Origin of the sequence: Bacillus cereus group sp. RP29 (assembly GCF_040459765.1) — a bacterium.
Taxonomy (GTDB): domain Bacteria; phylum Bacillota; class Bacilli; order Bacillales; family Bacillaceae_G; genus Bacillus_A; species Bacillus_A paranthracis.
Genome location: NZ_JARVHN010000001.1, coordinates 2,131,134 through 2,155,934 on the forward strand (window position 1 = coordinate 2,131,134; position 24,801 = coordinate 2,155,934).

Consider the following 24,801-nt stretch of genomic DNA (forward strand, 5'->3'; position numbering starts at 1 on the left):
TAAAAGTATGAGGTGATGATGTGAAGGAGATAAACATTCATAAAATAATTGCGGATAAGAGAAAAGAAAAGGGGATTACACAGGAAGAGTTAGCGGCGTATATCGGTATTACGAAGGCATCTGTTTCTAAGTGGGAGACAGGGCAGAGTTATCCGGATATTACATTTTTACCACTGCTAGCATCGTACTTTAACATAAGTATAGATGAACTAATCAGTTATAAACCGCAAATGGAACAGGAAGATATTAAGGATTTATATCATAGACTAGCGGAAGCTTTTAGTGAAAAACCATTTGATGAAGTAATGATGGAGTGTAGGGAAATCGTAAAAAAATATTATTCTTGCTTTCCATTATTAATTCAAATAGGAATACTTTTTATTAATCATCACATGTTAACGGAGGACACGGATAGAAGAATTGAAATTTTAGAAGAAGCAATGAATCTCTTTAGCAGGGTTCAGGAAGAAAGTGACGATGTTTCTCTTGTGAAAGAGGCGGTATCGTTTCAAGCAACTTGCTATCTTATACTCAATAAACCGAATGGAGTATTGAAATTGCTTGGCGGAACGATACGTCCTAACGTTCCAGAAGAGGATTTAATTGCCCAAGCATATCAAATGCTTGGAAATGCTGAAAAGGCAAATGAAATAATGCAAATTAGCATGTACCAACATTTAATACAACTCGTTGCGACAATACCGAATTATGTAGTAGTAAATGCCTCAAGCGCTGAAAAGGTAGAGGTAATTTTAAATAGAGCTTACATGTTAATAGATATATATGAAATAGAAACATTACATCCCAATATGACTTTAAAAGTATACTATGCTGCTGCGCAAGTATATTGTATGCAAGGGAATTTTGAAAGAGCATTAGAAATGTTACGTAAATATGTAGCAGTTTGTGCGGCAAGCTTCACAGTAAATAGTCTGCATTTACACGGTGATTCCTATTTTGATGCGATTGATGGATGGTTTGCAGAGTTTCCGCTCGGCGCTAAAACAGTTAGAAATGAAGAGATTATAAAGCGAAGCATGCTACAAAGTATTGCAGAGAATCCAGTTTTTGCTCCAATGAAAGATATAAGAGAGTATAAAAATATAATAACGAGTTTGAAATTTAAATTGGATATAAAAGAATAGGGGGACAAAATGATGACCTTTGACGAATATGAAGTAGCGATAAAGAGTGAATTAACTTTGCAAGGTACGATTACAAAGCCAAAAGCTGACGGGAAGTATGCGGCTGTTGTCATTATCGCGGGATCTGGAGAAATTGACCGTGATGGAACAATCGTACCGCTAAAGCTTGAGGCGAACATATATAAAGATTTAGCGCATGTAATGGCGAGACTTGGGGTAGTGACGCTCCGCTTTGATAAGCGCGGAGTAGGAAAGAGTGACGGAGAATTTCTAAAGACTGGAATGTGGGATTTAGTTAGTGATATAGAGTCTACGATTACGTATTTAAAAGAACAACCATTTGTTGATCCGGAAAATATCATTTTAGCTGGTCATAGTGAAGGTTGTATGTTGGCAACTGTAGTAAACGCAAGAACACCAGTTAATGGGCTTATCCTTCTTACAGGAGCTGCGGAATCATTAGAAGAGGCTACGAAAAGACAAAGAGAAATTGCTTATAAAGAATTAAAAGAACAAAAAGGAATAAAGGGAAAACTAATGCGCCTTCTCAAGGTGGAGAAACGTGGAGAAAAGCAGATGGAAAAAATAAAAGAGAAAATGATGAATACAGAAAAAGATACGATTAAAGTTGGTTTTAAACCGATGAACGCAAAATGGTTTAGAGAGCATTTTCAGCATGACATTTATAAAGACTTACAACAAGTAACATGTCCAGTGCTAGCAATTGCTGGTGATAAAGATATTCAGGCTGACCCTGAAAAAGCGAAGCGAATTGGTGATTATGTGAAAGGTGATTCTGAGGTACATGTAATAAAAGATATGGATCATAGTTTGAAAAGTTTTGAGGGGGATTTTAAAGCTTTAGAGTTTAAAAAGAATTACGAAGAAGGGGCGGGAAAGCCACTTCATCCAGAGCTGGAAGAAATAATTGCGAATTGGATGGATACGTATTTTATCTCGCAGTATGCTGGCAGTAAGACATCCACCTTAAAAATCTGCGTTAGAAGGGAGAGTAACTGCTTGTAAAAGCCTGATTGGTGTGGGTACCTATGAATCCTACACCAATCGGGCTTTTTTGTAATTGTCGTTTCAATCCCACGAAGGAAACAGCATTCTTCAACTAACTCTATTACAGAAGCCGATACACCCTCATCACAATGATTCTTGAAAGAACCTATCATAAGAAATTTTTCTTTTTAATTTATAATAAAGATAAAAAAAATGTGAATTTTATAGAAAAAGAACGACATATGAAGTAAAATGTCATGTATAGTTTCTATCATTCTCTTTTATAATTGTTTGAAATGTTCTTACATATTGATTTATCTGGGAGAATGTATAGATTTCGATTGATTATATGTAATGAAAAATGAAGGTGTTATGTAACTATTAGGATGTACATTAGAAGAAGTGTGAGGAGGAAGGTATATCTATTAAAATAGCAAGATATACTAAATTAAATATGAGTATTAAATTGAATAAAAAAGTAGTAGCATTAACAGCAGGACTAACAGTATTATCTTCATCGATGGTATCGTTCGCAGAAGAACAGCCATCTGTAAATAACCATCAATCTATAAGTATTCAGGAACAAAGCGGGACAGATCAACTTCAAGTATCAGAAGAACAAGTTTTAAAAAGTATTGAAGAAAGTTTTGAAGGGGTAGATGGACGCGGTGGAGGTACTATCAATAATAAGAAAGTGGACAGTCTTCAAAGTTCAGAAGGTATTTATGAAGAAACGGGTACATTAACGGTTCCTCACAATTCAAATAGAACAAAGCGTAGTCTTGCTTTCTCAGCACCTACAGTTTCTAGTACGATAAACGGGGTTCCATTCACGGAATGGATTGTTCCAACAGGTAACGATAATATTCGCCCTCAAAATCATATGATTCCAAAGTATATTACAATTCATGAGACTGATAATAAAAGCGTAGGAGCAGGAGCTAAAAGCCACGCTCAATACTTATATAACCAAGCAGTAGGAGAAACAGACCGAGCTGCATCATGGCACTTTACAGTAGATGATAAAGAAATTTATCAACACTTACCATTGAACGAGAATGGATGGCACGCAGGAGATGGTGATGGGCCGGGTAATAGAGAATCTATTGCAATTGAAATTGCAGTTAATAGTGATGGTGACTACAATAAGGCAGTCGATAACGCTAAGAAACTTGCAGCTTATTTAATGAAAGAAACGGGTGTACCATTAAACAACATCGTAAAACATCAAAAATGGAGTGGTAAAAACTGTCCCGATATGTTGATTAATAGTGGACAATGGGTACCATTCGTAAATGGCATTGAAGGATATTATAATAAATTTTATCAACCGACAGACGATATAACAGGAGGTTGGTATGAATCGGCTATTCGTGATTTGAACAGAAGAGGTATTATGGTAGGAGAAGGAAACGGCATTTTTGCGCCTAATAGATCTGTAACAAGAGCTGAGTTTGCGCAATTAATCTCGAATTCTTTAAGTCTTCCAGCTGGAGATGCAACGTTTAAAGATTTAAATGATGTAAATTCAACTTTACGAGATGGTATTAAACGTACTGCAAGTGCAGGCATCATTTCTGGTAGAGGAGACGGTAATTTTGACCCTAACACACCTATTACAAGAGAAGAAGCAACGGTTATTGTAAATAAAGCTTTACAGTACAAAGGAATAAATGGACCATTGGTAAACTTACCATTTACAGATAAAGGTCAAATTATCTATAAAGAAGCTGTACAAAGATTATACGGCTTAGGTATTGTAACAGGTATGGGAGATAACCTATATGTCCCTAAAGGAACAACAACTCGTGGTGAAACTGCAGCATTCATTTTAAACATGCTTCAAGTTATTGAAACTGGGAATGTTCAAAAAGGAATTGGTACGGTTGAAATAAATGGTATTGGAGTAAATGTTCGCAGCGGAGCAGGATCTAGCTACTCTGTTGTTAGAAAAGCAAGCAAAGGTGAAAAAGCTACAGTATACGAAGAAAAGAATGGTTGGCTAAGAATTGGTACAGGTGAGTGGGTTTATAATGAGCCTAGCTACATCGTCTATACGAAAGATAAAAATTAAATAGTTACGAGTAAGTCATACATCACATATCTCATGTATTCCCAGGCAATGGACAGCATTTTCTCCATTGCCTGTTTTTGTGTTTCAGTTTTTTTATAGTTAAATAAAAATTTGAAATGGGGTTAGAAGGAAGAGTAATTGCCTGTAAAACATTGACCGTTTTAGGTTAGTTTAGTATATAGGTTTTTCAGTTTTTTCGTAATTTTGTATTTGTGAACGAGAGCTTTTGTTATTACACTATCTTCATTTTTTATCGGCAGAGTGGGGTGAAATATAGGATACTTCACTGCAATCCAATTAAAGTTTTACTTTTTCCATAATGCAGTTTTTATATAATATGAAAGTGAATGGTTATAACTACTTAAAATATAGCCGTTTCTTTTTTACACATAGAAAGGAAATAAAATCATGGAAAAATCAATGAAAAGTGAATGAATTGGAATGTTTATCTTTAATGAAACTTTACATACATATGAACAAAACGAAGGAAAAGTACATTGGGAATTGGATGTTAGAAATGAGCATGTACAAGTACATGAAATGATGAAAAGGGCAGAAAAACTTTATGTATGTTTAGAGGAATTTGATAAAAAAGCTAAGCTTGCTATAGTGGAAGAATTAATAGAGTATAAAAATGATTTTTGGCCTGAATATGATGAGAATGATGAACATTTAGATTGGGATGCTGTAGATGCAGGAGAATATGATATGACGAAAGAAACATTTGAGCAATCTATTACTCTTATGGACATTGTAATTAGGGAAAATGATATATATTGCGAGTATAATGATGGAGATTTGTTTGGAGGACATAGAATCCATGCTTCTTTTGACAATGAGTACAATTTATTAGCAGCAGAGATTTAGTTTTGAGAGATGAAAGTGAAAAGGATTGATTACTATAATCAATCCTTTTTGTCATTATTATAAGGTAACGGTGAAATAAATAGGTAGAGAGTTGCATAGTTTTAATACGGTCCCCACTCAATATTCACGCCAACAATAAGAAAAATAAGTCCAATAATAAACCAGATGAATGCAAGAGGAGCCATAAATCGAATCCATTTTCCGTAAGAAATACCGCTCGCCGCGAGTACTCCCATTAAAACACCGGAAGTTGGATTGAGGCAGTTCACTACACCTTCTCCGAGCATAACAGCTTGTACTGTAACTTGGCGTGTAATGTGCATAAAATCAGCTAATGGAGCTAATATCGGAATGAAAATCACAGATTCACCTGTCCCGGATGAAATGAGGAAATGTAATGCGGCACTACTTACATACATACCGATAACGCCAAATACAGGGCTTTGTCCTTCGAGAGACTGTGCGAGTTGGTTAACGATTGTATCAAGTAATTTCCCTTGTTCCAAAATGACTGAAATACAACGAGCCATTCCAACGATTAGAGCACCATATATGAGATTTTGGCAGCCTGCTAGAAAAGTAGAAGCGATATCGTTTGCTTTCATTCCACCTATTATTCCGGCTGTAATTGCTATGAAAATAAAAGTAGCAGTCATTTCTGCGTCTGTCCAATGTAGACGAAAAGCACCGATTAAAAATGCAATTAATGATAAAGCTGAAACGAGTAAAATTAATTTATGACGTATTGTCCAAGGAACTTCTGTTTTCTTCGCCTCTTTTCCACTTGAAAGAGCATTACTTGGAAACCAGTTGTCGCCGAGAATGCTTCCTTTATTCGATTTCTTTAAGCGTTTTATATACCAACTAATATATAAAATGGTAGCGAGTAAAAAAGATATATAGATTGCTGTGCGTAAACCAATTCCTGAAAACATTGGGAGTTCCGCGATTTTTTGTGAAATGCCTAAAGGTGAAGGAGATAATATAGTAGCATTAAAACCAGCATAAGTGCCTAAATAAACAATTGCTACGCCGACGATAGCGTCCCATTTTAATGTGCGTGCAACGATGATGCCGATGGGGATAAAGCCGATAACCGAGTTAACGATAATACCAGTCGTTCCGAGAATAGAAAAGAGTGCGGCGACAATGCATATAAAAAGTAATTGCTGGTTACGAAACTTGTTAATAACATGATAGATTAAACCGTCAAGAGCACCGGTTTTTTCAAGAATCGCAATGGCACCGCCTGTAAATAAAATTAAGAAGATGATCGGAGCAGCAAGTGTCATTCCTTTTTCAATAGCAGTAAAAAAAGAAACAAATCCTACCGGTGATTGCGGAACAGAATGGTAACTTCCTGGTATTGTCGTTGTAACAGTACCGTTTGTAACTCTTTTAAATTCTCCAGCAGGGACGAAATATGTAGCTATGGCACAAAGTAAGGCAATAAAAAATAGTAGTACGTACGCGTCAGGCATTTTAAACTTTCGTTTACTAGGCTGTTTTTTTGCCTCGGTCTGTAATTGCATAAAACTCCTCCTTTTTTCACTTGGTTAATTTTTAATATTCTGAAATTTATCTGTGAAATAGATTATAATAAAGGTGGCTTCTTAAGGCAATAGTTTTTCTGTCTTTTTCCCGCACATACAAATTCTTGCAACATTAGACAGGGAAACGAAAATAATCCAAGAATATGTTAAATAGAAAGTAAAAAGAAAAGAGGGAAAAAGATGTGGAAAACTACGGATCTATGTGATGAGTTTGAAAATAAATTACAAATATGTCGCCAATCTTTTCGGTCTTTTGGGAAGAAAGAAAAATTCTACGGGAAAATTGCAACGGTAAAAGTGAAGGATGATAATGTACTAGTGAAGGAAGGATTACAAACATTACCAGAAGGAACGGTATTAGTTGTTGATGGGGGAGCGTCTACGAATTGTGCGTTACTCGGTGATAATTTGGCAGCTATTGCGGAGGAAAGAAAGCTAGCAGGAATTATTGTATATGGATACGTTCGTGATTCTAGTGAACTAAAGAATATAAATATAGGTATTTTAGCGTTAGGGACAATGCCGAATAGAAGTGTAAAAGAAGGGAAAGGAGAACGAAATATTTCATTGCAATTTGGGCAAGTTGAATGGAAGCCGAATGAATATGTGTATGTGGATGAAGATGGCGTCATTATTAGTGAAAAGAGTTTGCATCGTTAAAGGTTAGTAAGTTACTATTCTTAGAAAATAAATCCGATAAAGCATGGACAAAATTCTTTGTCAATAGTAAAATAATACAGAAATTTAAAATTAACAGAATGTATAGGTTTATCGTTTTACGATAACTTAAATGGAAGTAAGTTGTGCCTAGAAAAGTGAATGTTATCACAATGATACGTTCATGAACAAAATTATTTTTCCTATACAAATATAGCCGCGAATGATGCGGGTAGGAGGTGTTGCACAGTTTGTTCGACACTTACAAAAAAAGAGTGTCAATTGCACGCCCTTGAAGGGCCTTTTTTTGTGTGAATAGTAGTAAGGGAGGAAATTTTGGGATGGCAATATTAAAAAAATGGCTGCTTACGTCGTTAATGGCAGTTACACTTGTATTTGTTTCTTTTGCGAATACAGTACATATTACGTTTGCTGAAGGAAATACAGCAAAACTTGCAATTATTGGTGAATCACAAAAGGGCATTATGTTATGTCCGAAAGAAGAGCAAATTAAAGATGGGGAAACAGCTTTAAGCTTGCTACAAAAAGTCATGGGGGACAAAGTAGAAGCTGAAACGATGTCGTTTGGAACGTATGTAAAAGGCATTGATGGGCTAATGGCCGGGGCTACAAGTGGCTGGCTGTATGATGTAAATGATAAATCTGCAGAAGTTGGAGCGGATAGTTATAAATTAAAATCTGGAGATGTTGTTGTTTTCCGCTTTGTTTCAGACTGGAACAATATGAGTCAAGAAACATTACAACAAACATTAGATAAATTTGGTACTTGTAAAACTGTAGAAGAACCAAAAACAGATGATCCAAAACAAGAAAAACCAGAAGAACCAAAGACGGATGATCCAAAGCAAGAGAAACCAGAAGAACCAAAGACGGATGATCCAAAACAAGAAAAGCCAGAAGAACCAAAAATGGATGATCCAAAACAAGAAAAGCCAGAAGAACCGAAGACGGATGATCCAAAACAAGAAAAACCAGAACAACCAAAGCAAGAGAACATTCAAATTCCAGCAGCACAAGTAAATGACGCGATCTCTAAGACGTCTGAAAAGATGTTACAAGATGGAATTGAAAGTGATTGGGTAGCGCTAGGTCTTTCTCGTTCTGGAAAGAATATACCAATCGAGGCGAAATTAAATTATGTTAAGGCTGTAACTGAAAAGGTAGAAAAGCGCGTTAATCGTTTTTCAGCGACAGATTTAGCTAGAACGATTATTATGATGAATGCAATGAATGCAGACCCAAAAATGGTAGGCGAACATAATTTAGTTCAAAAATTGTACGAATCAGATAAAGTGAATTCTGTTACAGGTTATACATTTGCTTTACTTGCATTTGATACGAAAAAATATGAAATTCCAGTAGATTCAAAATGGAATCGAGTTGCTTTAGTAGATGCACTTTTAAACGCGCAGCATACGGATGGCGGCTGGACTTATGATAGTGCAAGCAGTAAAGACAGCGCGAGTAGCGTTGATGTAACAGGTATGGTTTTATCAGCATTAGCTCCTTATCAAGACCGTGAAGATGTGAAACCAGCTGTGCAAAAGGCTGTCGCATACTTATATAATGAACAACTAGAAAATGGCGGTTTCTCTGCTGATGGACAAGAGAATTCTAATAGTGTTGCGCAAGCAATTATTGGATTATCCCTTGTGAAAGATGTAGATCAAAACCGTCTTCATAAGGCAGTACAAAATCTATTGTCATATCAACTTCCAAATGGTGAATTTAAATGGTTACCAGGCGATCAAACCGGTAGCGGAATGGCAACAGAGCAAGCATTATTAGCTTTACTTCAGTTTAAAGACCCTGGAAAATCGATTTATGACTGGTCAACTGAATCTGTTACTGAAATTAATCCAAAACCAAATGTAGATTCAGAAAATGTTGTGGTGGAAAAAGAAGTTACTGAACAACCAGAAGAACAAAAACAAGTGCAACAAGAAACAAAAGATGACACTTTAAAAGTTGTTGTGGATAACGAACCGGTTAAAAATAAAAAATCCGGAAACGGTAGCACATTACCAAAAACAGGAGCATCTTCTCATAGTGCAGCGACAGAAGTAGGTATGGGTGTATTATGTATTGCTTCTGCATATGTATTATGGAGACGTAAAGCAGCTTAACAAAAATTAGGAGCAATCATTTGCTCCTAATTTTTAATATGAAAGGTGAGAGGCAACATGAGTAAGATGAAATGGTTTATTTCTTTACTGCTTTCACTTGGGCTACTTGCCGGATGTGAAGAGGCAGCGGTAAAGCCTGAGAAGAAAGTAGAACCGAAGCAAGAAGAAGTAGCAAAACAAGAAGAGAAAAAAGATGAAGCGAAGCCGGAAGAAAAACCGGAGGAAAAACAAGCTGAACAAGAGCAAAATAAGCAAGACGAACAGAAAGAGAAACAAGAACAAAAAGTAGAAGAGAAGCCGAAAGAAGAAAAGCCGCAGGCACAGCCGGAAGTAAAGAAGGAAGAAAAACCTCAGGAACAGCCTGCTGTTAATAAACAACCAGAACAACAAAAAGCACAAGAAGAGAAACAACAAGAGCAACAACCGAAAGCACCAGAAGTAAAAGAAGAAGCGAAGGTTGTAAATCAACCGAAAGAAACACCGAAGCAGGAGCAGAAGATTGATCCGAATAAAGAGGAGAAAACGATACCGACTCCGCAAGTACCAACTCCTGAACCACCAAAACCAAAACCAGATCCAGTACCAGTACCTAAAGCAAAACAAGTTACGATCTCAGTAAAAGGTAATGAAGGATATTTATTAGGTGCAAAAAAGGTGGATGTACAAGAAGGCGATACAGTTTATAAAGTATTGCAGCGTACAGGATTAGATGTGGATGCAATGGGCTCTAAAGATGGAGTTTATGTAAAAGGTATTAATGATTTATATGAAAAAGATATTACCGCTACTAGTGGATGGAAATATTGTGTGAACGGTGCGTTTCCAAACCATAGTGCAGGTGTAGTTACAGTAAAACCAGGCGATACAATCGAGTGGGTGTTTGTATTAAAATAAGAAAGGCATTCGGTAAAGGACTATGAAAATAAGTTTTTCTTCTTTACATCCTTTTGTGAATTTTTTCTATTATATCGGGGTGATGATACTATGTATGATGTGTCTTCATCCTCTTTTTTTAATTGGAGCAATACTATTAATTGTTATTTTAAATGTGATGCAAGGGAATAGCGAAAAGGTAAGAAAGATGTTACCGAGCACAATCGTTTTCTTTTTTATGGTCATTTTATTTAATTCGCTATTAACACATAGAGGCCGAACTACGTTATTTTGGTTAGGTGATAGCCGTATTAAACTTGAGGCAATTATGTTTGGAGTAGTAATGGGGTTATTACTAGTTGCGATTATGTTTACGTTTGCTTCGTATAATGATATTATTTCAAGTCATAAATTTTTATATTTGTTTTCTAGAATTTCACCGAAAGTAGCATTGTTAACGATGATTACAGTGAGATTTGTTCCTTTGTTTATGAGAAGATTACAGAAAATAACACTCGTCCAAAAGACGAAAGGTGTACAGGTAGATGCAGGTTCCATTGTGGAACGTGTGAAAAATGGTATGCAACTATTGCAAGTATTATTAATTTGTTCATTAGAAGATGCACTGCAAACAGCAGATTCTATGCAAGCTCGTGGATTTGGTGTAACGAAGCGTACGACATATATTCGGTATAGAATGGAAAGACGCGATTGGTACACGCTCAGTTATTTAAGTATTTTATTTATAATTGCTATTATATGTAGCAATTATGGCGGAGGAAAGTTAATCATTTATCCGAAAGTCGAATCTGTTTTATTTCAGCAATATGATGGGATGATGTTTGTTGTATTTACGATGTTTATTAGTTTACCAATCATAATGGAAGGAAGGGAATGGGTATGGTGGCGCATGCAGAAATAAACAATTTATCATTTGTATATGCTGATGAAAACGAAGAAGCGTTACAGCATATTTCTCTTTCTGTTCAAAAAGGAGAGTTTATTGCACTTGCTGGAGGATCAGGATCTGGAAAGACGACTTTATTAAAACATTTTAAAAAGGAATTACTTCCAATCGGTAAGCGTACTGGGGATACATATTATGATGGTACTTTATTAGAAAATGTACCGGATTTGTTATCTGCTCAAGAAATTGGTATGGTATTTCAAAATCCAGAAAATCAACTCGTAATGGATACAGTAATTCAAGAATTAGCGTTTTCTTTAGAAAATATTGGATTACCATCACATATTATTCAAAAAAGAATAGCAGAGCTCATTAGTTTCTTAGGATTTCAAGATTTATTGCATCAATCTGTTCATACGTTATCTGGCGGACAGAAGCAACTTGTTAATTTAGCTGCCGTATTAGTAATGCAACCGAAATTGTTATTATTAGATGAACCGACAGCGCAGTTAGATCCAATTGCCGCAAAAGAGTTTTTAGGATTGTTAAAGCGTATTAATGAAGAACTTGGAATTACGATTGTTTTAAGTGAACATCGTTTAGATGAAGTAATACCACTTGCAACGCGCGTTATTTGTATGAGTAACGGCCAAATCGTGTATGACGGTAGTCCGAAAACGGTTGTAGCAAATATGTGGGAAGTAGAAAAGTTCCGGCCATTTATTCCGCAAATTCCAAGATTGTTTTTAGAGTGGAATACGAAAGATATTCCGTTTACAGTGCGAGAAGCGCAAATGAAAATGAATGATTTTTCAGCGATGTCATATGTAAGTGAGCCAATAGCACAAAGTGAAAAGCAAGAAGTCATTTTAAGTGCCGAGCATATTTCATTCCAATATGAAAAAAATAGTCCGCTCATTTTACGAGATTTAACAGTATCGATTGAAAAAGGAAAATGGGTAGCTCTCGTTGGAAAGAATGGGACAGGGAAGTCTACACTGTTAACGCTTTTAGCTGGATTGCAAAAAGCGAGAAGAGGGAAAGTAAAGTGGAATGGGAAAGTGATACATAAAGTTGATTCGAAAGAACGATTTAAATGTATTGGGTATGTATCACAGCATCCGTATTATCATTTTACATTTGATACAGTGTGGGACGAAGTGTATGAACGAGCGCGTGAATTATATGGAGAACAAGGAAACGAAATAGCAGAACATCAGCTTAAAAAGTTTTGGCTATATGCACTTAAAGAACGCCATCCACATGATTGTAGCGGGGGAGAGCAACAACTACTTGCATTATGTACAACGTTATTATCAAAGCCGACTTTATTATTACTGGATGAACCGACAAAGGGACTCGATCCATGGAAGAAAGAGAGAGTAGGAGAGTTATTTAGGAAACTGCAAAAAGAAGGTACAACAATTGTAATGGCAACGCATGATATTGAGTTTGCAGCGAAATACGTGGATCAATGTATGATGTTATTTGATGGAGCAGTCATTATGAATGATGCACCGAAAGAATTTTTTAGTGGCAACTTCTTTTATACAACATCTATCAATCGATTCATTCGAAAAGAATTGCCATATGCATTAACGTGGGAGGATGTGTACGAAGCGTGTCCAAACGATATGTTGCATTCATAATATGTATTTTTGCAGTAATAATAGGCACATTACTCTTTACTACACTTATCATGGATGGGTATTACATGTTAAGTAGTTTGTTTTTATTAGTCGTTATTATGTTACCTTTCTATATCCGCTTTGAAAGAAAGGCGTTTGTTTCACGTGAAATTGTTCTCGTTGCCGTGTTAGCAGCAATTGCAGCAGTGAGCCGCGTACCATTTTCTATTTTACCGAGTGTACAACCGACTTCTTTTGTTATTATCGTTTCTGCAATCGTGTTCGGAAGTGAAACTGGATTTATGATCGGGGCAACAGCGGCGATTGTGTCTAATATCTTTTTAGGACAAGGTCCGTGGACGCCGTGGCAAATGTTTTCATGGGGTATGATTGGCTTTATAGCTGGATTATTACGTAATACGTTCTTAATGAAAAAGCTATGGGGAAGACTACTATACGGATTGTTTGTTGGATTTTTATTTGGCTGGATCATGAATTTCTGGGGACTTCTCGGTTTTATACGAGAGGCAACGTGGGAAACAGTCATTTCGTATTATATCGCAAGTTTTTATTTCGATTTGAGCCATGCAATTTCGAATGTTGTTTTCTTACTATTATTTAGTACGTCTTGGATTACGATTCTTACAAGATTTAAAAAGAAATATGGCATATTGGATAAGCATAACATGGTATAGAAAAGCATACTCATATAAGGTAGGGTCGCGACTTACATATTCGTTTGCCTCTTTCATGCTTCTTACATATTGTAAGGAGCATTTTTTATTGTCAAAAAATAGTCCAATATATATCCGTTACCATATAAAATTATTTGTATAATAGTAGGTGAGAATTATTTTCAAAAGGGAGGTGTATAGTTAATGAAGTTAGTTATTCCGAAGCAACATGGTGCATGGGCGATGCTTGTTATACCATTTCTATTAAGTGTCATACTTGGGAAACCTACTATGTATCATATTCCATTGTTTTTAGCTTGGTTCTTTATCTATTTAGCTACGTATCCATTTCTTATGTACATAAAACAAAAACGGAAAAAAGAGTATTTACATGCTTCAATTGTATATTTTATTATTGCGGTCATATTTGGGATGATTTCTCTATTATATGAATGGCGCATTCTTTTATTCGTAATAGTCATGATTCCATTCTTTATAGTAAATATGTATTACGCTCGTCAAAAAAATGAAAGAGCATTATTAAATGACGTTAGTGCAATTATTGTTTTCTGTATAGGTGGTTTAGTTAGTTATTATTTTTCAATGAAACTGATAGATAAAACAGCATTATTTATTGCGCTTATTTCATTTTTATATTTTTTAGGAAGTACGTTTTATGTGAAAACGATGATACGTGAGAAAAATAATCCGAAGTATCGTTATATATCTTGGGGTTATCATATCATGTTAACGGTCATCGTATTTGCTATTAATCCGTTGTGTTCTCTTATTTTTATACCAAGTGTCATTCGAGCCATTATATTGTATGGCAAAAAAATTTCTATTATAAAAGTAGGGATTTTAGAAATTGTGAATTCTGTATATTTTTTAATCATAACGGCAATAATTATGAAGTATGCCATTTGAAAAAACTTCCCACCTTATGATGGGAAGTTTTTTCAATCTTGTTCTAAAATGTGAACGGTGTAATCGCAGCGTTGAATAGCTTGTTCGATCGCATAAAGAGATTGCTCAATACGAGCGCGATTAAAATCTTTTTCAACAGTCTGTAATGCTGCTTCTAAACATTGTTTTGCTTCTTGTAATGATTGAAAAGAGTCTTGGACATATCCGCGGGCATTTTCGTGCATTTCATAATCCTCCTTGCATACTCATATATGTATAGTATGAACAGTAAAGAAGAAAATATAATTTGTTATATTTGTTTGACAATTGAAATGAAATTACGTATAGTAAGAATTAAGTGAATATTTTCTTATCCAGAGAGGTGGAGGGACTGGCCCGATGAAACCCAGCAACCGCGATGCAGGTGCTAATTCCAGCAGAACATATTTGTTCTGGGAGATAAGACGAAGATATATACGTAACTTCTTCTTATCGGAGAGGTTTTTTTATTGCAAAAAAACCGATTACGAAAATTTATATTAAGAAGAAAGGGGTTGCGCGTTACTGTGACACTCGAAAAATACGTAAAACTGCGTAGTACAGTTTATGAATATATGATAGAGCAAGATAAGCCGATATCATTGTTAGATATTCAAGAACATATCGTTTCGCATCATGAAGGAAAATTCACGAAAAAGATGTTACATCAATTTTATTTATCAAGACTATTAGATGAACTGAAACTGGATGGGAAAATTACATTAGCTGATGAATATCTCTATACTGAAAAAGGGGTATTTTATAAGGCGAGAAAAGGGAGCTAAGCTCTCTTTTTTTGAAGTATGTAGAGTAAAAGACTGCTTAAGCAGCCTGATACAGGGAATGGTGTTGAGTGTGTAGTGTCAAAGATTGAATGTGCCTGAAAGAGGCACTTCATATCGGCTGCAAATGAAAAGAGACACCTTCGCCGAATAGGTGTCAGTCGTTTTTGTCATATAGACTTGCTATTTGACAGTTATTAGAATAACATGCAGAGGCTCTAGAAGTCAAAAGGGAATTAAAGGAAGAGGGGTTGTTATGTACGCTTATTTAATAAAAGAACTATATAGGCATATTCCGAAATATATTATTGATAGAGGATATGAATATTATGAAGATGGACATGTAGAAGATGTAGAAATACATAATAATAAAGTATTTGCATTTGTAACTGGAAATGCAGGGGATTATGAAGTGGTCATCGATCTCGAAGATTTTTCAGAAAGTAATTGTGAATGTCCATATGAAAATTATTGTAAGCATATGGCGGCAGTTGTTTATGATATGCAAGATGCTGGTGAGAGTAAGGTGAAAGAGAAACTGAAAGATTTAGAAAAGGAAGAGTTACTCACAGTATTAAATCGTTTATTGCAAAGTTCAAAAAACGTGCAAATTGTAGAGAAGATGTTAAAGAAGGGGAAACTTTAACTTATAGAGGGAGTTGTTTTGTAGTGAATGTACTCATTATATATGCTCATCCTAGTCCTTCAAGTTTTAATGCGGCAATTTTAAATCATGTGCAAAAGGGACTACAGGAAACAAATCATTCAGTTACCGTACTTGATTTATATAAGGAGCAATTTGATCCAGTCCTTGTATTTAATGAAGAGAAGAAAAGACGTGACTTAGTAAATGAAGAAGAAACAGCTCGGTACAGGACATTAGTAGAAGAAGCGGATATGCTTCTATTCATCTATCCGATATGGTGGTGGGGGATGCCAGCTATTTTAAAAGGATTTATTGATCGTATTTTCGTTGCTGGATTTGCTTATAAATATGAAGGTGCTCTGCCGAAAGGATTATTGAAAGGGAAGAAGGCGTGGGTGATTAATACGCTAGATTCACCGTTATGGTACGTCGCACTATTATATCGATCAGCAGATTGGATTATAATGAAGAGAGGTGTCTTACGTTTTTGCGGCATTCGCGATATAAAACGGTCAGTATTTCAATCTGTAAAAACGAGTAAACGAGAGAAGCGGGAAAAGTGGTTATTACAAATAGAAGAAAAGGCTCGTACATTATGAATGAAATGGAACGTATTATAAACTGTTGTGGGTATGATAACGAACTTTTTCGAACGTATATTACATGTTTACTTCAATTGAAGAAATGTAGCGAAACATTTCAGCAAATTCAAATACAATTAAGAAATGACTACTTGATAAGAGGAATTTGTGAAAGAGAAGTGGATGAAGTAGTAAGGGGAAGTAAAGAATATGATACATATTTTCTTCCTAAAGCATTACAGTGGGATTTCCTTAAGAACAATCCACATTTAATTGAAAAAGTATGTGAAGATTTTTTTGCATTTGAGGCATTACATCTTACGGAGATAGAGTGGAAGACCATAATAAATTGCGTGGGAAATAAATGATTTATTATGTAAAAAAGCTAGTATAAAACTAGCTTTTCGTTTAAATAAATAAGAAACATAGACTAATGATAAAACCTGCATATAGTAAGTTCACAACGCAAAATCCCATAATATCACGAGCACCTAAACCAGCTATCGCTAATGCTGGTAATGCCCAGAAAGGTTGAATTAAATTTGTCCAAGCATCGCCCCACGCAATGGCCATTGCTGTTTTTGCAGCAGGTACACCAAGTTCAGCGCCAGCTGGAATCATAATGGGTGCTTGCACAGCCCATTGACCGCCACCAGATGGAACGAAAATATTAACGATGCCAGCACTTAAAAAAGTAAAGAGCGGGAAAGTCGTTTCGTTTGAAATGCTAATAAAGAAATTCGAAATAGCTCCTCCAAGTGAAAGGCCTTCACTATTTGCTCCAATCATCATCCCCATAATTCCTGCGTAAAACGGAAATTGAAGTAGAATGCCAGAAGCGCTTTTCGTAGAGTCTGAAAAAGCGCGAATATATTGAATCGGAGTACGGTGGAAAACGAGTCCAGCAATTAATAACATAAAAATAACGATGTCTAGCGTAAGGTTAAAGCCTTTCGTATAAAAGTAGTTGAAAATATAAATGAGACCTAACAATCCAACGCAAAGTGTAATAATGATACTATTTTCCATTTTCTCAGCGAACGTATTTTTCCCTACCTCTTGAGCGGCAGCTTCTTCATGAAACACGCTAGGGTCTACTGTAATCGTATGTTTTTCATCTGGATGCATCGCCTTATTAATGAGAGGCATCGTAACTAAAAAGATAATAACTGGAACGAGGGCGTATGGTGAGAATAACGTTTCAGTGATTGGAATCGCTTCTTTAATACTTCCAGCTGTCGTTTTCATTAACGTTTCTCCGCCTGTTGCTAACGTAAGAGGGATAGAAGCAGAAAGCCCCGCATGCCAAATGAGAAATCCAGAGTAAGAAGAAGCAATTGCCAGTCTATAATCTAATCCTTCCAGCTGTCTTGCTACTTCTTTTGCATATAAAACAGATACAACAATACCAAATCCCCAGTTTATGTACGCCCCTAGTAAACTTACGATTGAAATGGCAATAATACCTTGTCCATTCGTTTTCGGTAGTCTTGCCGCTTTCGTTAATCCTTTTTTAATAAGAGGGGCGTTTGCTAAAGCAGATCCTGTCACGAGTACAAGTGCCATTTGCATAGAAAAGGCGAGAAGTCCCCAAATGCCATTACCCCAGTGATTAATCATTTCCACAGGTGTTTGATGCGTTGCAAACATACCAAAGAAGATAACGAAAACAGTTAATAAACATGATAAAATAAACGGTTCTGGCAAGAAGCGTTGCACTAAGGCGACGCAACCATTAGTAAAAGAACGAAACAAAATAGATCAGCCTCCTTATGTATATGTATTACAATTATTCGAGGTTGTTTCGTTCATAACCTCTTAAAAGTAGAAAATTCTGATATTTTTAGAAGGATTGAAATATGTTCAAGAAGAGTGGTAGCATCATCACCCTGACAGAAAAAGTTGCTTTTTCCCTAATATGAAATATTGCATATAAAAATGAATTGATGCAAATGTAAAAGCTTATTATAATGAAAGCATAAATATACAACACATCTTAATACAGCAAAGAGGAGGAAGGAATATGGAAATCGCAATGGCAGTTTTAAAATTTTTAGGTGGAGTAATTCCTTTAGTTCAAGAACTTTTAAAAGCGTTTATGTAAGTTTATTCGTTAGCTATCATATATCCATCATTATTATATCTTACTAAAAAAAGAATGGGGTGATTTTTCTGAACATTAAGAAAAATACCAAGAAAAGAAAGTTCCTTACATGTGTATTAGTTAGTCTATGCACTCTTAATTATTCATCTATTTCTTTCGCAGAAACACAAATCGGTCATGCAAATGATATAAATAAAAATGCTAGTAGCATTGATACTGGTATAGGGAATCTTACATATAATAATCAAGAGGTTTTAGCTGTAAATGGTGATAAAATAGAGAGTTTTGTTCCGAAAGAAAGTATCAATTCAAATGGTAAATTTGTAGTAGTGGAACGTGGGAAAAAATCACTTACAACGTCACCAGTCGATATTTCGATTATTGATTCTGTAGCGAATCGTACGTATCCAGGAGCTGTACAACTTGCCAATAAAGCTTTTGCAGACAATCAACCGAGTTTATTAGTGGCTAAGAGAAAGCCTTTGAATATTAGTATAGACTTACCTGGTATGAGAAAAGAAAATACAATCACTGTCCAAAATCCGACATATGGTAATGTAGCTGGAGCAGTAGATGATTTAGTATCTACTTGGAATGAAAAGTATTCCGCAACACATACGTTACCTGCAAGAATGCAGTATACAGAATCTATGGTTTATAGTAAATCACAAATCGCAAGTGCTCTTAATGTTAATGCTAAATATCTTGATAACAGTCTAAATATTGACTTTAATGCAGTTGCAAATGGAGAAAAGAAAGTGATGGTGGCGGCATATAAACAAATATTTTATACTGTAAGTGCTGAACTACCTAATAATCCATCTGATCTCTTTGATAATAGTGTTACTTTTGATGAGCTAACTCGTAAAGGAGTAAGTAATTCGGCTCCACCTGTTATGGTTTCAAATGTAGCTTATGGTAGAACGGTTTATGTAAAATTAGAAACAACATCTAAGAGTAAAGATGTACAAGCTGCTTTTAAAGCTTTACTGAAGAATAACAGCGTCGAAACGAGTGGACAGTACAAAGATATTTTTGAAGAAAGTACCTTTACTGCTGTCGTATTAGGTGGAGATGCGAAAGAGCATAACAAGGTTGTTACAAAAGATTTCAATGAAATCCGAAATATCATTAAAGATAATGCTGAATTAAGTTTTAAAAATCCAGCATATCCAATTTCATATACAAGCACGTTCTTAAAAGATAATGCAACTGCTGCTGTTCATAACAATACAGATTATATCGAGACGACAACTACAGAATATTCAAGTGCAAAAATGACACTTGATCATTACGGTGCTTACGTTGCACAATTTGATGTATCTTGGGATGAATTCACATTTGATCAAAATGGGAAAGAAGTACTAACACATAAAACATGGGAAGGTAGTGGCAAAGACAAAACAGCCCATTACTCTACAGTAATCCCTCTTCCACCAAATTCAAAAAATATAAAAATCGTAGCAAGAGAATGTACAGGTCTTGCATGGGAATGGTGGAGAACCATTATTAATGAACAAAATGTTCCATTAACAAATGAAATAAAGGTTTCAATTGGAGGAACAACATTATATCCGACGGCTAGTATTAGTCATTAGGTTGGAGCAAAGCGCCCTGTTTATAGGGCGCTTTTTTAATTAGGTGAAAGGTAGATCGGCGTTTCTCCCCATCAAGCTAAAAAAGAATATTTACCAACATAGCCTTATACAATTGCATTTAACTTTAGTTAAACTTTCATGTATGAGTGTTATTTTATACATTCACTTGATTGTTAAATATGCAGGTATGATTCTCAACGCTCTTATGTTTACCTGTTTTGAGCTAAAAATAAGAAAATTTGAAATGTTAGTTGTATACATTGTGTTAAATATTGTAAAATGGAATGGTACCAAAAAAACTAAATTGGTACCAAAGGTTTAGGGGGCGGATTATGAAACAAAGAATAGTAACAGAAACCATTCATCAAATTCAAACGAAGGGGTTTACATTTACAATTAGTGATTTAGCAAAACAATTAGCTGTCAGTAAGAGGACAATCTATGAGCACTTTTCTTCAAAAGATGAAATAGTAGATGAAGTTATTCGTAATGTAATAGAAAGTATTCAAGAAAAGGAAAAAAATATCGCTGAAGATGATACGTTACAAATAGTTGAAAAAATAAGACTCATCTTAATTTGCATTCCACAACAATTTACATTCATGGATGCACGTTTATTAGTAGAACTAAAAAAACATCATTATTACCAATGGTTAAAATTAGATGAGTTTTTACGTGAAGGCTGGTCTACTGTAATTGGTTTAATAGAAGAGGGAATGAGAGAAGGTAGCATAAGAAAAATTCAAATTCCGTTTTTTATTGAAGTGTATTTAGGGGCACTGAATCGCATATATGATCCTATGTTTATTGAAAAGAGTGATTATACATTGGGAAGTATGCTTGAATCGATTATGGACATGTTACTATATGGCATTTCTAATTCGAAATAGAAGGTGGGAGAGTAGTGCAGTGGATTTATTTATGTTTAGCAATTTTATTTGAGGTAGCAGGTACAACTGCGATGAAACTATCTGATGGATTAACGAAACTTGTACCAAGCATTCTTATTTTTGTATTTTATGTAGTAAGTTTTGTATTTCTGTCATTTGCATTAAAAGGGATGGAAATGTCCGTAGCATATGCGGTGTGGTCAGGTATGGGAATTGTAACGATTACAACAATTGGTTTTATTTATTTTGGAGAAAGTATCAATATAATTAAGATACTAGCAATTCTTTTTATTTTAGTTGGAGTCGTAATATTAAATTTTAATAGTACGGCACATGAAGCGAAGAAAAAAGAAATGGTGGAGGAACGTATACATTGAATCGATTAAAGTATTTTTTCTTTATTACTGATGTTGGGTTTGTTATATATTGGCTCATAACAATTTTTCATATGATTCCGCAAGAATATTTGTTTAAAGATTATGAAGATCCTATTTTAGTAGCGTGGAATTGGTCTTTCCTGCCTCTAGATTTGTTAATCTCGTTAACGGGATTTTTAAGTTTGTATTTGCATTCTAAACAAAAACATACTTGGAGCCACTTTGCATTTCTATCATTAATTTTAACTTTTTGCTCAGGGTTACAAGCTCTAGCATTTTGGACAATTCGTTTAGATTTTGATATGTCTTGGTGGATCCCTAATTTATATTTGTTAGTTTACCCATGCTTCTTTTTTAAAAGTTTTTGGAGAGAGTGTGGATCGTATGAGATTAACACGAGAAAAGAATTCATGTAATATAGATAGCAACTTTAAGCACATTCGAATTCTAGATTTTAAAACATTTCAGTTTCTAGATCCGTTTTTTTCGCCAGCCATACAGCAAAAGTCAAAATGAAGATAGCCGATGATTCCTACGGTAAGGAATCATCGGCTTGTATTATGCATGTTGAGTGAGTTCACGTTTCTGGAATAATTGTAATAGCGATGGTCCGAACCGGAGCCTCTATTTCATCTTTATTTTGGCTATTGTAGTATTTAATCATTAATTCGTTAAGTTCGCTTTGAAATTTTCCAAAGCGTTCTTCATCTAGCTTTAATTCCACTACAGAAAAAGTAGCAGTATCTTCTTGACTGTTTTGTTCCTCTAATTTCTTAAGGTAACTTTGATATTGTGTCATAAGTGATAACTGATAATAGGAAATGTAGTTTAATTTTTCATCATCAGATAAGCCTTTCCATTCACTTCCTTCAATTTTTGCATCTTCTTCATTGATTGCGTAATATTTTTCAGAAACAGATTTTACCTTTTTTTCTTTAATTACATGGACGATACCAGAATCAACCATAGTTTGTAGCTGTCTATATAGTGTAGCTTGTGGTACATTTTTAATGATTTTTACCATTTCTAATGGTGTTAGCCCATTTTCCTTATTTCTCATTAACACTTGGCAAATTTTCATTCTTACTGGATGCATTAAAATTTCAACTTTATTACTCATTCGCTCACCTTATTTATCATATATTTTTATTCTCATTATAAATAATGAGAATAATGTTTGCAATTCATTCGTTTATGATTTATCATTATCAATAATGAGAATGAATTTAGGGAGGAATGACAATAATGCAACTACATTATGGATTGAATGATCTTAAAGACATTGATATTATGACTTTTCTACCTATTATATTGCCAGTTATTGCAGTGGGGGCACTTTTAGTTTTTATTGCATTCATTGATTTATACCGACATAGAAAAACAAGAAAAAATGTACTTGTATGGACGTTCATTATTCTTTTCGTTAATGTATTGGGACCTATTTTCTACTTCGTTATAGGGAGAAAGGACAGTGAGAAATTATGAAACTAGAGATTAAAAATGTAACAAAATCATTTAAAGGAAAAACTGCTGTCAATAATTTCTCGATGGAACTGCAAGCGGGGGAATGCGTCGGATTAATTGGACCAAACGGAGCAGGAAAATCTACATTAATAAAAGTAATTTCGGATATTACTAATCCAACTGCTGGTGAAGTTTTATTGAATGGGATAAAAATATCAAAAATGAAAAGTGAAATTGGTTATCTACCTCAATATCCTAATTTTTTTCATTGGATGACAGCGAGAGAAACGCTTATGTTTATGGGCCAACTTTCGGGATTGAATAAAGTAGAGTTGTCAAAGTCAATTCCAGAAATTTTAGAGAAAGTTGGACTAAAAGGGGAAGAAAACGAAAAGGTTAGTACATTTTCTGGTGGAATGAAACAACGACTTGGTATTGCACAAGCATTATTGCATAAACCTTCGCTTATTGTCATGGATGAACCGGTATCCGCATTAGATCCAATCGGCCGGCGAGAAGTATTGAATCTGATTGAAGAAATAAAAAAAGATACAACCATTTTATTATCAACCCACATCTTAAGCGATGCAGAAGAAATCTGTGAACGATTTGTCATTATAAAAGATGGAACAAAAATAGAAGACACAACGATTACCGAACTTTTACACCGTAATAGTAAAAATAAATTGATTATTGAAATAACAACTAAAGATCAAAAGTGGATTGAAGTTGTAAAAAAATTACCGTATGTGAAGGACGTAGAAGTGGTTGGGCTTAAAATCAAAGTAAAGGTTGAAAGTATTGAAATAAATAAAAATATGTTACTGCAAAATGCACTCGAACATAAAGTGAACATCGTTAAATTTGAAATGAGCAACGATACTTTAGAAGAAATTTTTTTGAAATTGGTGGTGCAAAAATGAATAACACAATGGTATTGATAAAAAAAGAATATGTTCAAATGTTACGTGATTTTAAGATCATTTGGCTACCAATTGTTTTTATATTTTTAGGCGCGACACAACCGATAGTAACTCATTATTTACCATCCATTCTAGAAGCATTAGGTGGAGGGCAGGGAATTATCATTGATCCAAATATGGCAACACAAAAAGGAGGCGAAGTATTAGCAAGTACTTTGGGATCCCAGTTTGATCAGCTCGGACTTATGATTCTAGTGATATCTATGATGGGTACTATTCAAACAGATAAAGCCAATGGTATGTTGGCTTTTATTTTAACAAGACCCGTTACTGTTACTTCATATGTAGGTGGGAAAATAGTGGCCAACTATTTAATGGTAGCTTGTAGTGTAACAATTGGATACGTTACTTCTTATCTATATGTAAATTTTCTTTTTAGCGCTGTTCCATTCGCGCACCTAATTACTGGATTACTATTGTATCTAATTTGGATTCTTTTTATCGTATCTTTCACAACAATGATAAGTACTATTTTTCACAGTCAAGGTATGATTGCATTAATTTCAATTGTTTTCCTGTTAGCCTGTAGAGTAATCGTCGGTTTGAATCCAATAATGGATTTGCTTAATCCAGCAAGTATGAGTAAGGATGCAATGGAAACGTTAGTTACGGGGGGCGTACATTCAAACGCAATAATTACAGGAGTACTAACTATAGTTTGGATCTTATTGACACTCTTCGTAACGTATTATTGGATTGCTAATAAAAAGTTTCATTATGAATAAACGTGATGAGGGTAATGGTTTTAAGTAAAACACCCCAACAAGAAAAAGCTTCCACTACTGTGGAAGCTTCTCTAACTGAAAGTGTTGGAAGTACTACGAGAACAGTAGTGCCATACGAATAAGGGACAATAAAAAAATTCTGGATGCAAGAGGATTTTTTTATTGGGAATAGT

The 24,801-nt window shown here is 34.9% G+C and carries 26 protein-coding genes and 1 riboswitch; of the genes, 22 read left to right on the forward strand and 4 right to left on the reverse strand.

What is annotated here, in order from left to right; genetic code table 11:
- The first annotated feature begins 20 nt into the window (after positions 1-20).
- The 4 genes from QCI47_RS11255 (at position 21) to QCI47_RS11270 (ending at position 5,094) form a co-directional block, all read left to right on the forward strand.
- Positions 21-1,145 (forward strand): helix-turn-helix domain-containing protein, encoded by a 1,125-nt coding sequence (locus QCI47_RS11255; RefSeq protein WP_073530227.1) that lies wholly within the window; start codon positions 21-23, stop codon positions 1,143-1,145.
- A gap of 9 nt (positions 1,146-1,154) precedes the next feature.
- Positions 1,155-2,171 carry an alpha/beta hydrolase family protein gene (locus QCI47_RS11260; RefSeq protein ID WP_071743276.1) on the forward strand — a complete coding sequence of 339 codons (1,017 nt, stop codon included), beginning with the start codon at positions 1,155-1,157 and terminating at the stop codon, positions 2,169-2,171.
- Between the two features lie 436 nt (positions 2,172-2,607).
- The gene (locus QCI47_RS11265; RefSeq protein ID WP_353811785.1) at positions 2,608-4,227 is read left to right on the forward strand and encodes an S-layer homology domain-containing protein; all 1,620 of its coding nucleotides are present in this window, start codon (positions 2,608-2,610) and stop codon (positions 4,225-4,227) included.
- 441 nt (positions 4,228-4,668) lie between these two features.
- The gene (locus tag QCI47_RS11270) at positions 4,669-5,094 is read left to right on the forward strand and encodes a DUF2262 domain-containing protein (RefSeq protein WP_071743272.1); all 426 of its coding nucleotides are present in this window, start codon (positions 4,669-4,671) and stop codon (positions 5,092-5,094) included.
- Between the two features lie 101 nt (positions 5,095-5,195).
- Here QCI47_RS11270 and QCI47_RS11275 read toward each other — a convergent pair whose 3' ends face one another.
- Positions 5,196-6,626: a YfcC family protein gene (locus tag QCI47_RS11275; protein ID WP_309422854.1), complete on the reverse strand. Its 1,431-nt coding sequence runs from the start codon at positions 6,624-6,626 to the stop codon at positions 5,196-5,198.
- 201 nt (positions 6,627-6,827) lie between these two features.
- On the opposite strand from QCI47_RS11275, the gene rraA reads away from it, so the two are divergent.
- From rraA to QCI47_RS11310, 7 genes are all read left to right on the forward strand, one after another.
- The gene (gene rraA, locus QCI47_RS11280) at positions 6,828-7,307 is read left to right on the forward strand and encodes a ribonuclease E activity regulator RraA (protein WP_000266068.1); all 480 of its coding nucleotides are present in this window, start codon (positions 6,828-6,830) and stop codon (positions 7,305-7,307) included.
- A 338-nt stretch (positions 7,308-7,645) separates the two neighbouring features.
- Positions 7,646-9,451 (forward strand): DUF4430 domain-containing protein, encoded by a 1,806-nt coding sequence (locus QCI47_RS11285; protein WP_086717993.1) that lies wholly within the window; start codon positions 7,646-7,648, stop codon positions 9,449-9,451.
- A gap of 57 nt (positions 9,452-9,508) precedes the next feature.
- Positions 9,509-10,345 (forward strand): DUF4430 domain-containing protein, encoded by an 837-nt coding sequence (locus QCI47_RS11290; protein WP_353811786.1) that lies wholly within the window; start codon positions 9,509-9,511, stop codon positions 10,343-10,345.
- Positions 10,346-10,367: 22 nt separating this feature from the next.
- The gene (locus QCI47_RS11295; protein WP_061130527.1) at positions 10,368-11,246 is read left to right on the forward strand and encodes an energy-coupling factor transporter transmembrane component T; all 879 of its coding nucleotides are present in this window, start codon (positions 10,368-10,370) and stop codon (positions 11,244-11,246) included.
- On the forward strand, positions 11,219-12,880 hold the full coding sequence (locus QCI47_RS11300) for an ABC transporter ATP-binding protein (protein ID WP_140385476.1): 1,662 nt from the start codon (positions 11,219-11,221) through the stop codon (positions 12,878-12,880). Before QCI47_RS11295 ends, QCI47_RS11300 begins: the two co-directional genes overlap by 28 nt.
- Positions 12,853-13,554 carry an ECF transporter S component gene (locus QCI47_RS11305; protein WP_002170204.1) on the forward strand — a complete coding sequence of 234 codons (702 nt, stop codon included), beginning with the start codon at positions 12,853-12,855 and terminating at the stop codon, positions 13,552-13,554. Before QCI47_RS11300 ends, QCI47_RS11305 begins: the two co-directional genes overlap by 28 nt.
- Before the next feature lie 183 nt (positions 13,555-13,737).
- Positions 13,738-14,460, forward strand: a complete 723-nt coding sequence (locus QCI47_RS11310; protein WP_061130529.1) for a YwiC-like family protein — start codon at positions 13,738-13,740, stop codon at positions 14,458-14,460.
- Positions 14,461-14,492: 32 nt separating this feature from the next.
- Here QCI47_RS11310 and QCI47_RS11315 read toward each other — a convergent pair whose 3' ends face one another.
- Positions 14,493-14,684 (reverse strand): hypothetical protein, encoded by a 192-nt coding sequence (locus QCI47_RS11315; protein ID WP_000545001.1) that lies wholly within the window; start codon positions 14,682-14,684, stop codon positions 14,493-14,495.
- Positions 14,685-14,806: 122 nt separating this feature from the next.
- Positions 14,807-14,905, forward strand: a riboswitch (SAM riboswitch).
- Between the two features lie 100 nt (positions 14,906-15,005).
- Here QCI47_RS11315 and QCI47_RS11320 point away from each other — a divergent pair.
- The 4 genes from QCI47_RS11320 (at position 15,006) to QCI47_RS11335 (ending at position 16,855) form a co-directional block, all read left to right on the forward strand.
- Positions 15,006-15,263 (forward strand): hypothetical protein, encoded by a 258-nt coding sequence (locus QCI47_RS11320; protein ID WP_000171478.1) that lies wholly within the window; start codon positions 15,006-15,008, stop codon positions 15,261-15,263.
- Between the two features lie 253 nt (positions 15,264-15,516).
- Positions 15,517-15,906: an SWIM zinc finger family protein gene (locus tag QCI47_RS11325; protein WP_048556804.1), complete on the forward strand. Its 390-nt coding sequence runs from the start codon at positions 15,517-15,519 to the stop codon at positions 15,904-15,906.
- Positions 15,907-15,929: 23 nt separating this feature from the next.
- Entirely contained in the window at positions 15,930-16,505 is a 576-nt protein-coding gene (locus tag QCI47_RS11330) for an NAD(P)H-dependent oxidoreductase (protein ID WP_001101584.1), read from the forward strand.
- Positions 16,502-16,855, forward strand: a complete 354-nt coding sequence (locus tag QCI47_RS11335; protein WP_061130531.1) for a group-specific protein — start codon at positions 16,502-16,504, stop codon at positions 16,853-16,855. The genes QCI47_RS11330 and QCI47_RS11335 overlap by 4 nt, the downstream gene beginning before the upstream one ends.
- A 40-nt stretch (positions 16,856-16,895) precedes the next feature.
- On the opposite strand, the gene QCI47_RS11340 is transcribed toward QCI47_RS11335, so the two are convergent.
- Positions 16,896-18,242 carry a short-chain fatty acid transporter gene (locus tag QCI47_RS11340; protein ID WP_046198436.1) on the reverse strand — a complete coding sequence of 449 codons (1,347 nt, stop codon included), beginning with the start codon at positions 18,240-18,242 and terminating at the stop codon, positions 16,896-16,898.
- A gap of 408 nt (positions 18,243-18,650) precedes the next feature.
- Between QCI47_RS11340 and alo the strand changes: the two genes are divergently transcribed.
- The 4 genes from alo to QCI47_RS11360 all read left to right on the forward strand — a co-directional run bounded on the left by alo (position 18,651) and on the right by QCI47_RS11360 (position 21,872).
- Positions 18,651-20,189, forward strand: coding sequence for an anthrolysin O/cereolysin O family cholesterol-dependent cytolysin Alo (alo, locus tag QCI47_RS11345; protein WP_353811787.1), 1,539 nt, complete (start codon positions 18,651-18,653; stop codon positions 20,187-20,189).
- Positions 20,190-20,521: 332 nt separating this feature from the next.
- A complete protein-coding gene (locus tag QCI47_RS11350) occupies positions 20,522-21,079 on the forward strand; it encodes a TetR/AcrR family transcriptional regulator (protein WP_000813654.1) in 558 nt (185 codons plus the stop codon).
- 14 nt (positions 21,080-21,093) lie between these two features.
- Complete coding sequence (locus tag QCI47_RS11355) at positions 21,094-21,456, forward strand: DMT family transporter (RefSeq protein ID WP_001198611.1); 363 nt, start codon at positions 21,094-21,096, stop codon at positions 21,454-21,456.
- Positions 21,453-21,872: a YvaD family protein gene (locus QCI47_RS11360; protein WP_001080897.1), complete on the forward strand. Its 420-nt coding sequence runs from the start codon at positions 21,453-21,455 to the stop codon at positions 21,870-21,872. The genes QCI47_RS11355 and QCI47_RS11360 overlap by 4 nt, the downstream gene beginning before the upstream one ends.
- A gap of 161 nt (positions 21,873-22,033) precedes the next feature.
- On the opposite strand, the gene QCI47_RS11365 is transcribed toward QCI47_RS11360, so the two are convergent.
- Positions 22,034-22,576 (reverse strand): transcriptional regulator, encoded by a 543-nt coding sequence (locus QCI47_RS11365; RefSeq protein WP_000066859.1) that lies wholly within the window; start codon positions 22,574-22,576, stop codon positions 22,034-22,036.
- Between the two features lie 125 nt (positions 22,577-22,701).
- Here QCI47_RS11365 and QCI47_RS11370 point away from each other — a divergent pair, with 125 nt between their 5' ends.
- Genes QCI47_RS11370 through QCI47_RS11380 form a run of 3 tightly spaced genes read left to right on the forward strand, consistent with a single transcriptional unit; the run spans position 22,702 to position 24,628 of the window.
- Complete coding sequence (locus QCI47_RS11370) at positions 22,702-22,941, forward strand: PLD nuclease N-terminal domain-containing protein (protein ID WP_001175969.1); 240 nt, start codon at positions 22,702-22,704, stop codon at positions 22,939-22,941.
- The gene (locus QCI47_RS11375) at positions 22,938-23,843 is read left to right on the forward strand and encodes an ABC transporter ATP-binding protein (protein WP_000764115.1); all 906 of its coding nucleotides are present in this window, start codon (positions 22,938-22,940) and stop codon (positions 23,841-23,843) included. Before QCI47_RS11370 ends, QCI47_RS11375 begins: the two co-directional genes overlap by 4 nt.
- The gene (locus tag QCI47_RS11380; protein WP_061130534.1) at positions 23,840-24,628 is read left to right on the forward strand and encodes an ABC transporter permease; all 789 of its coding nucleotides are present in this window, start codon (positions 23,840-23,842) and stop codon (positions 24,626-24,628) included. Before QCI47_RS11375 ends, QCI47_RS11380 begins: the two co-directional genes overlap by 4 nt.
- Positions 24,629-24,801: the final 173 nt, after the last annotated feature.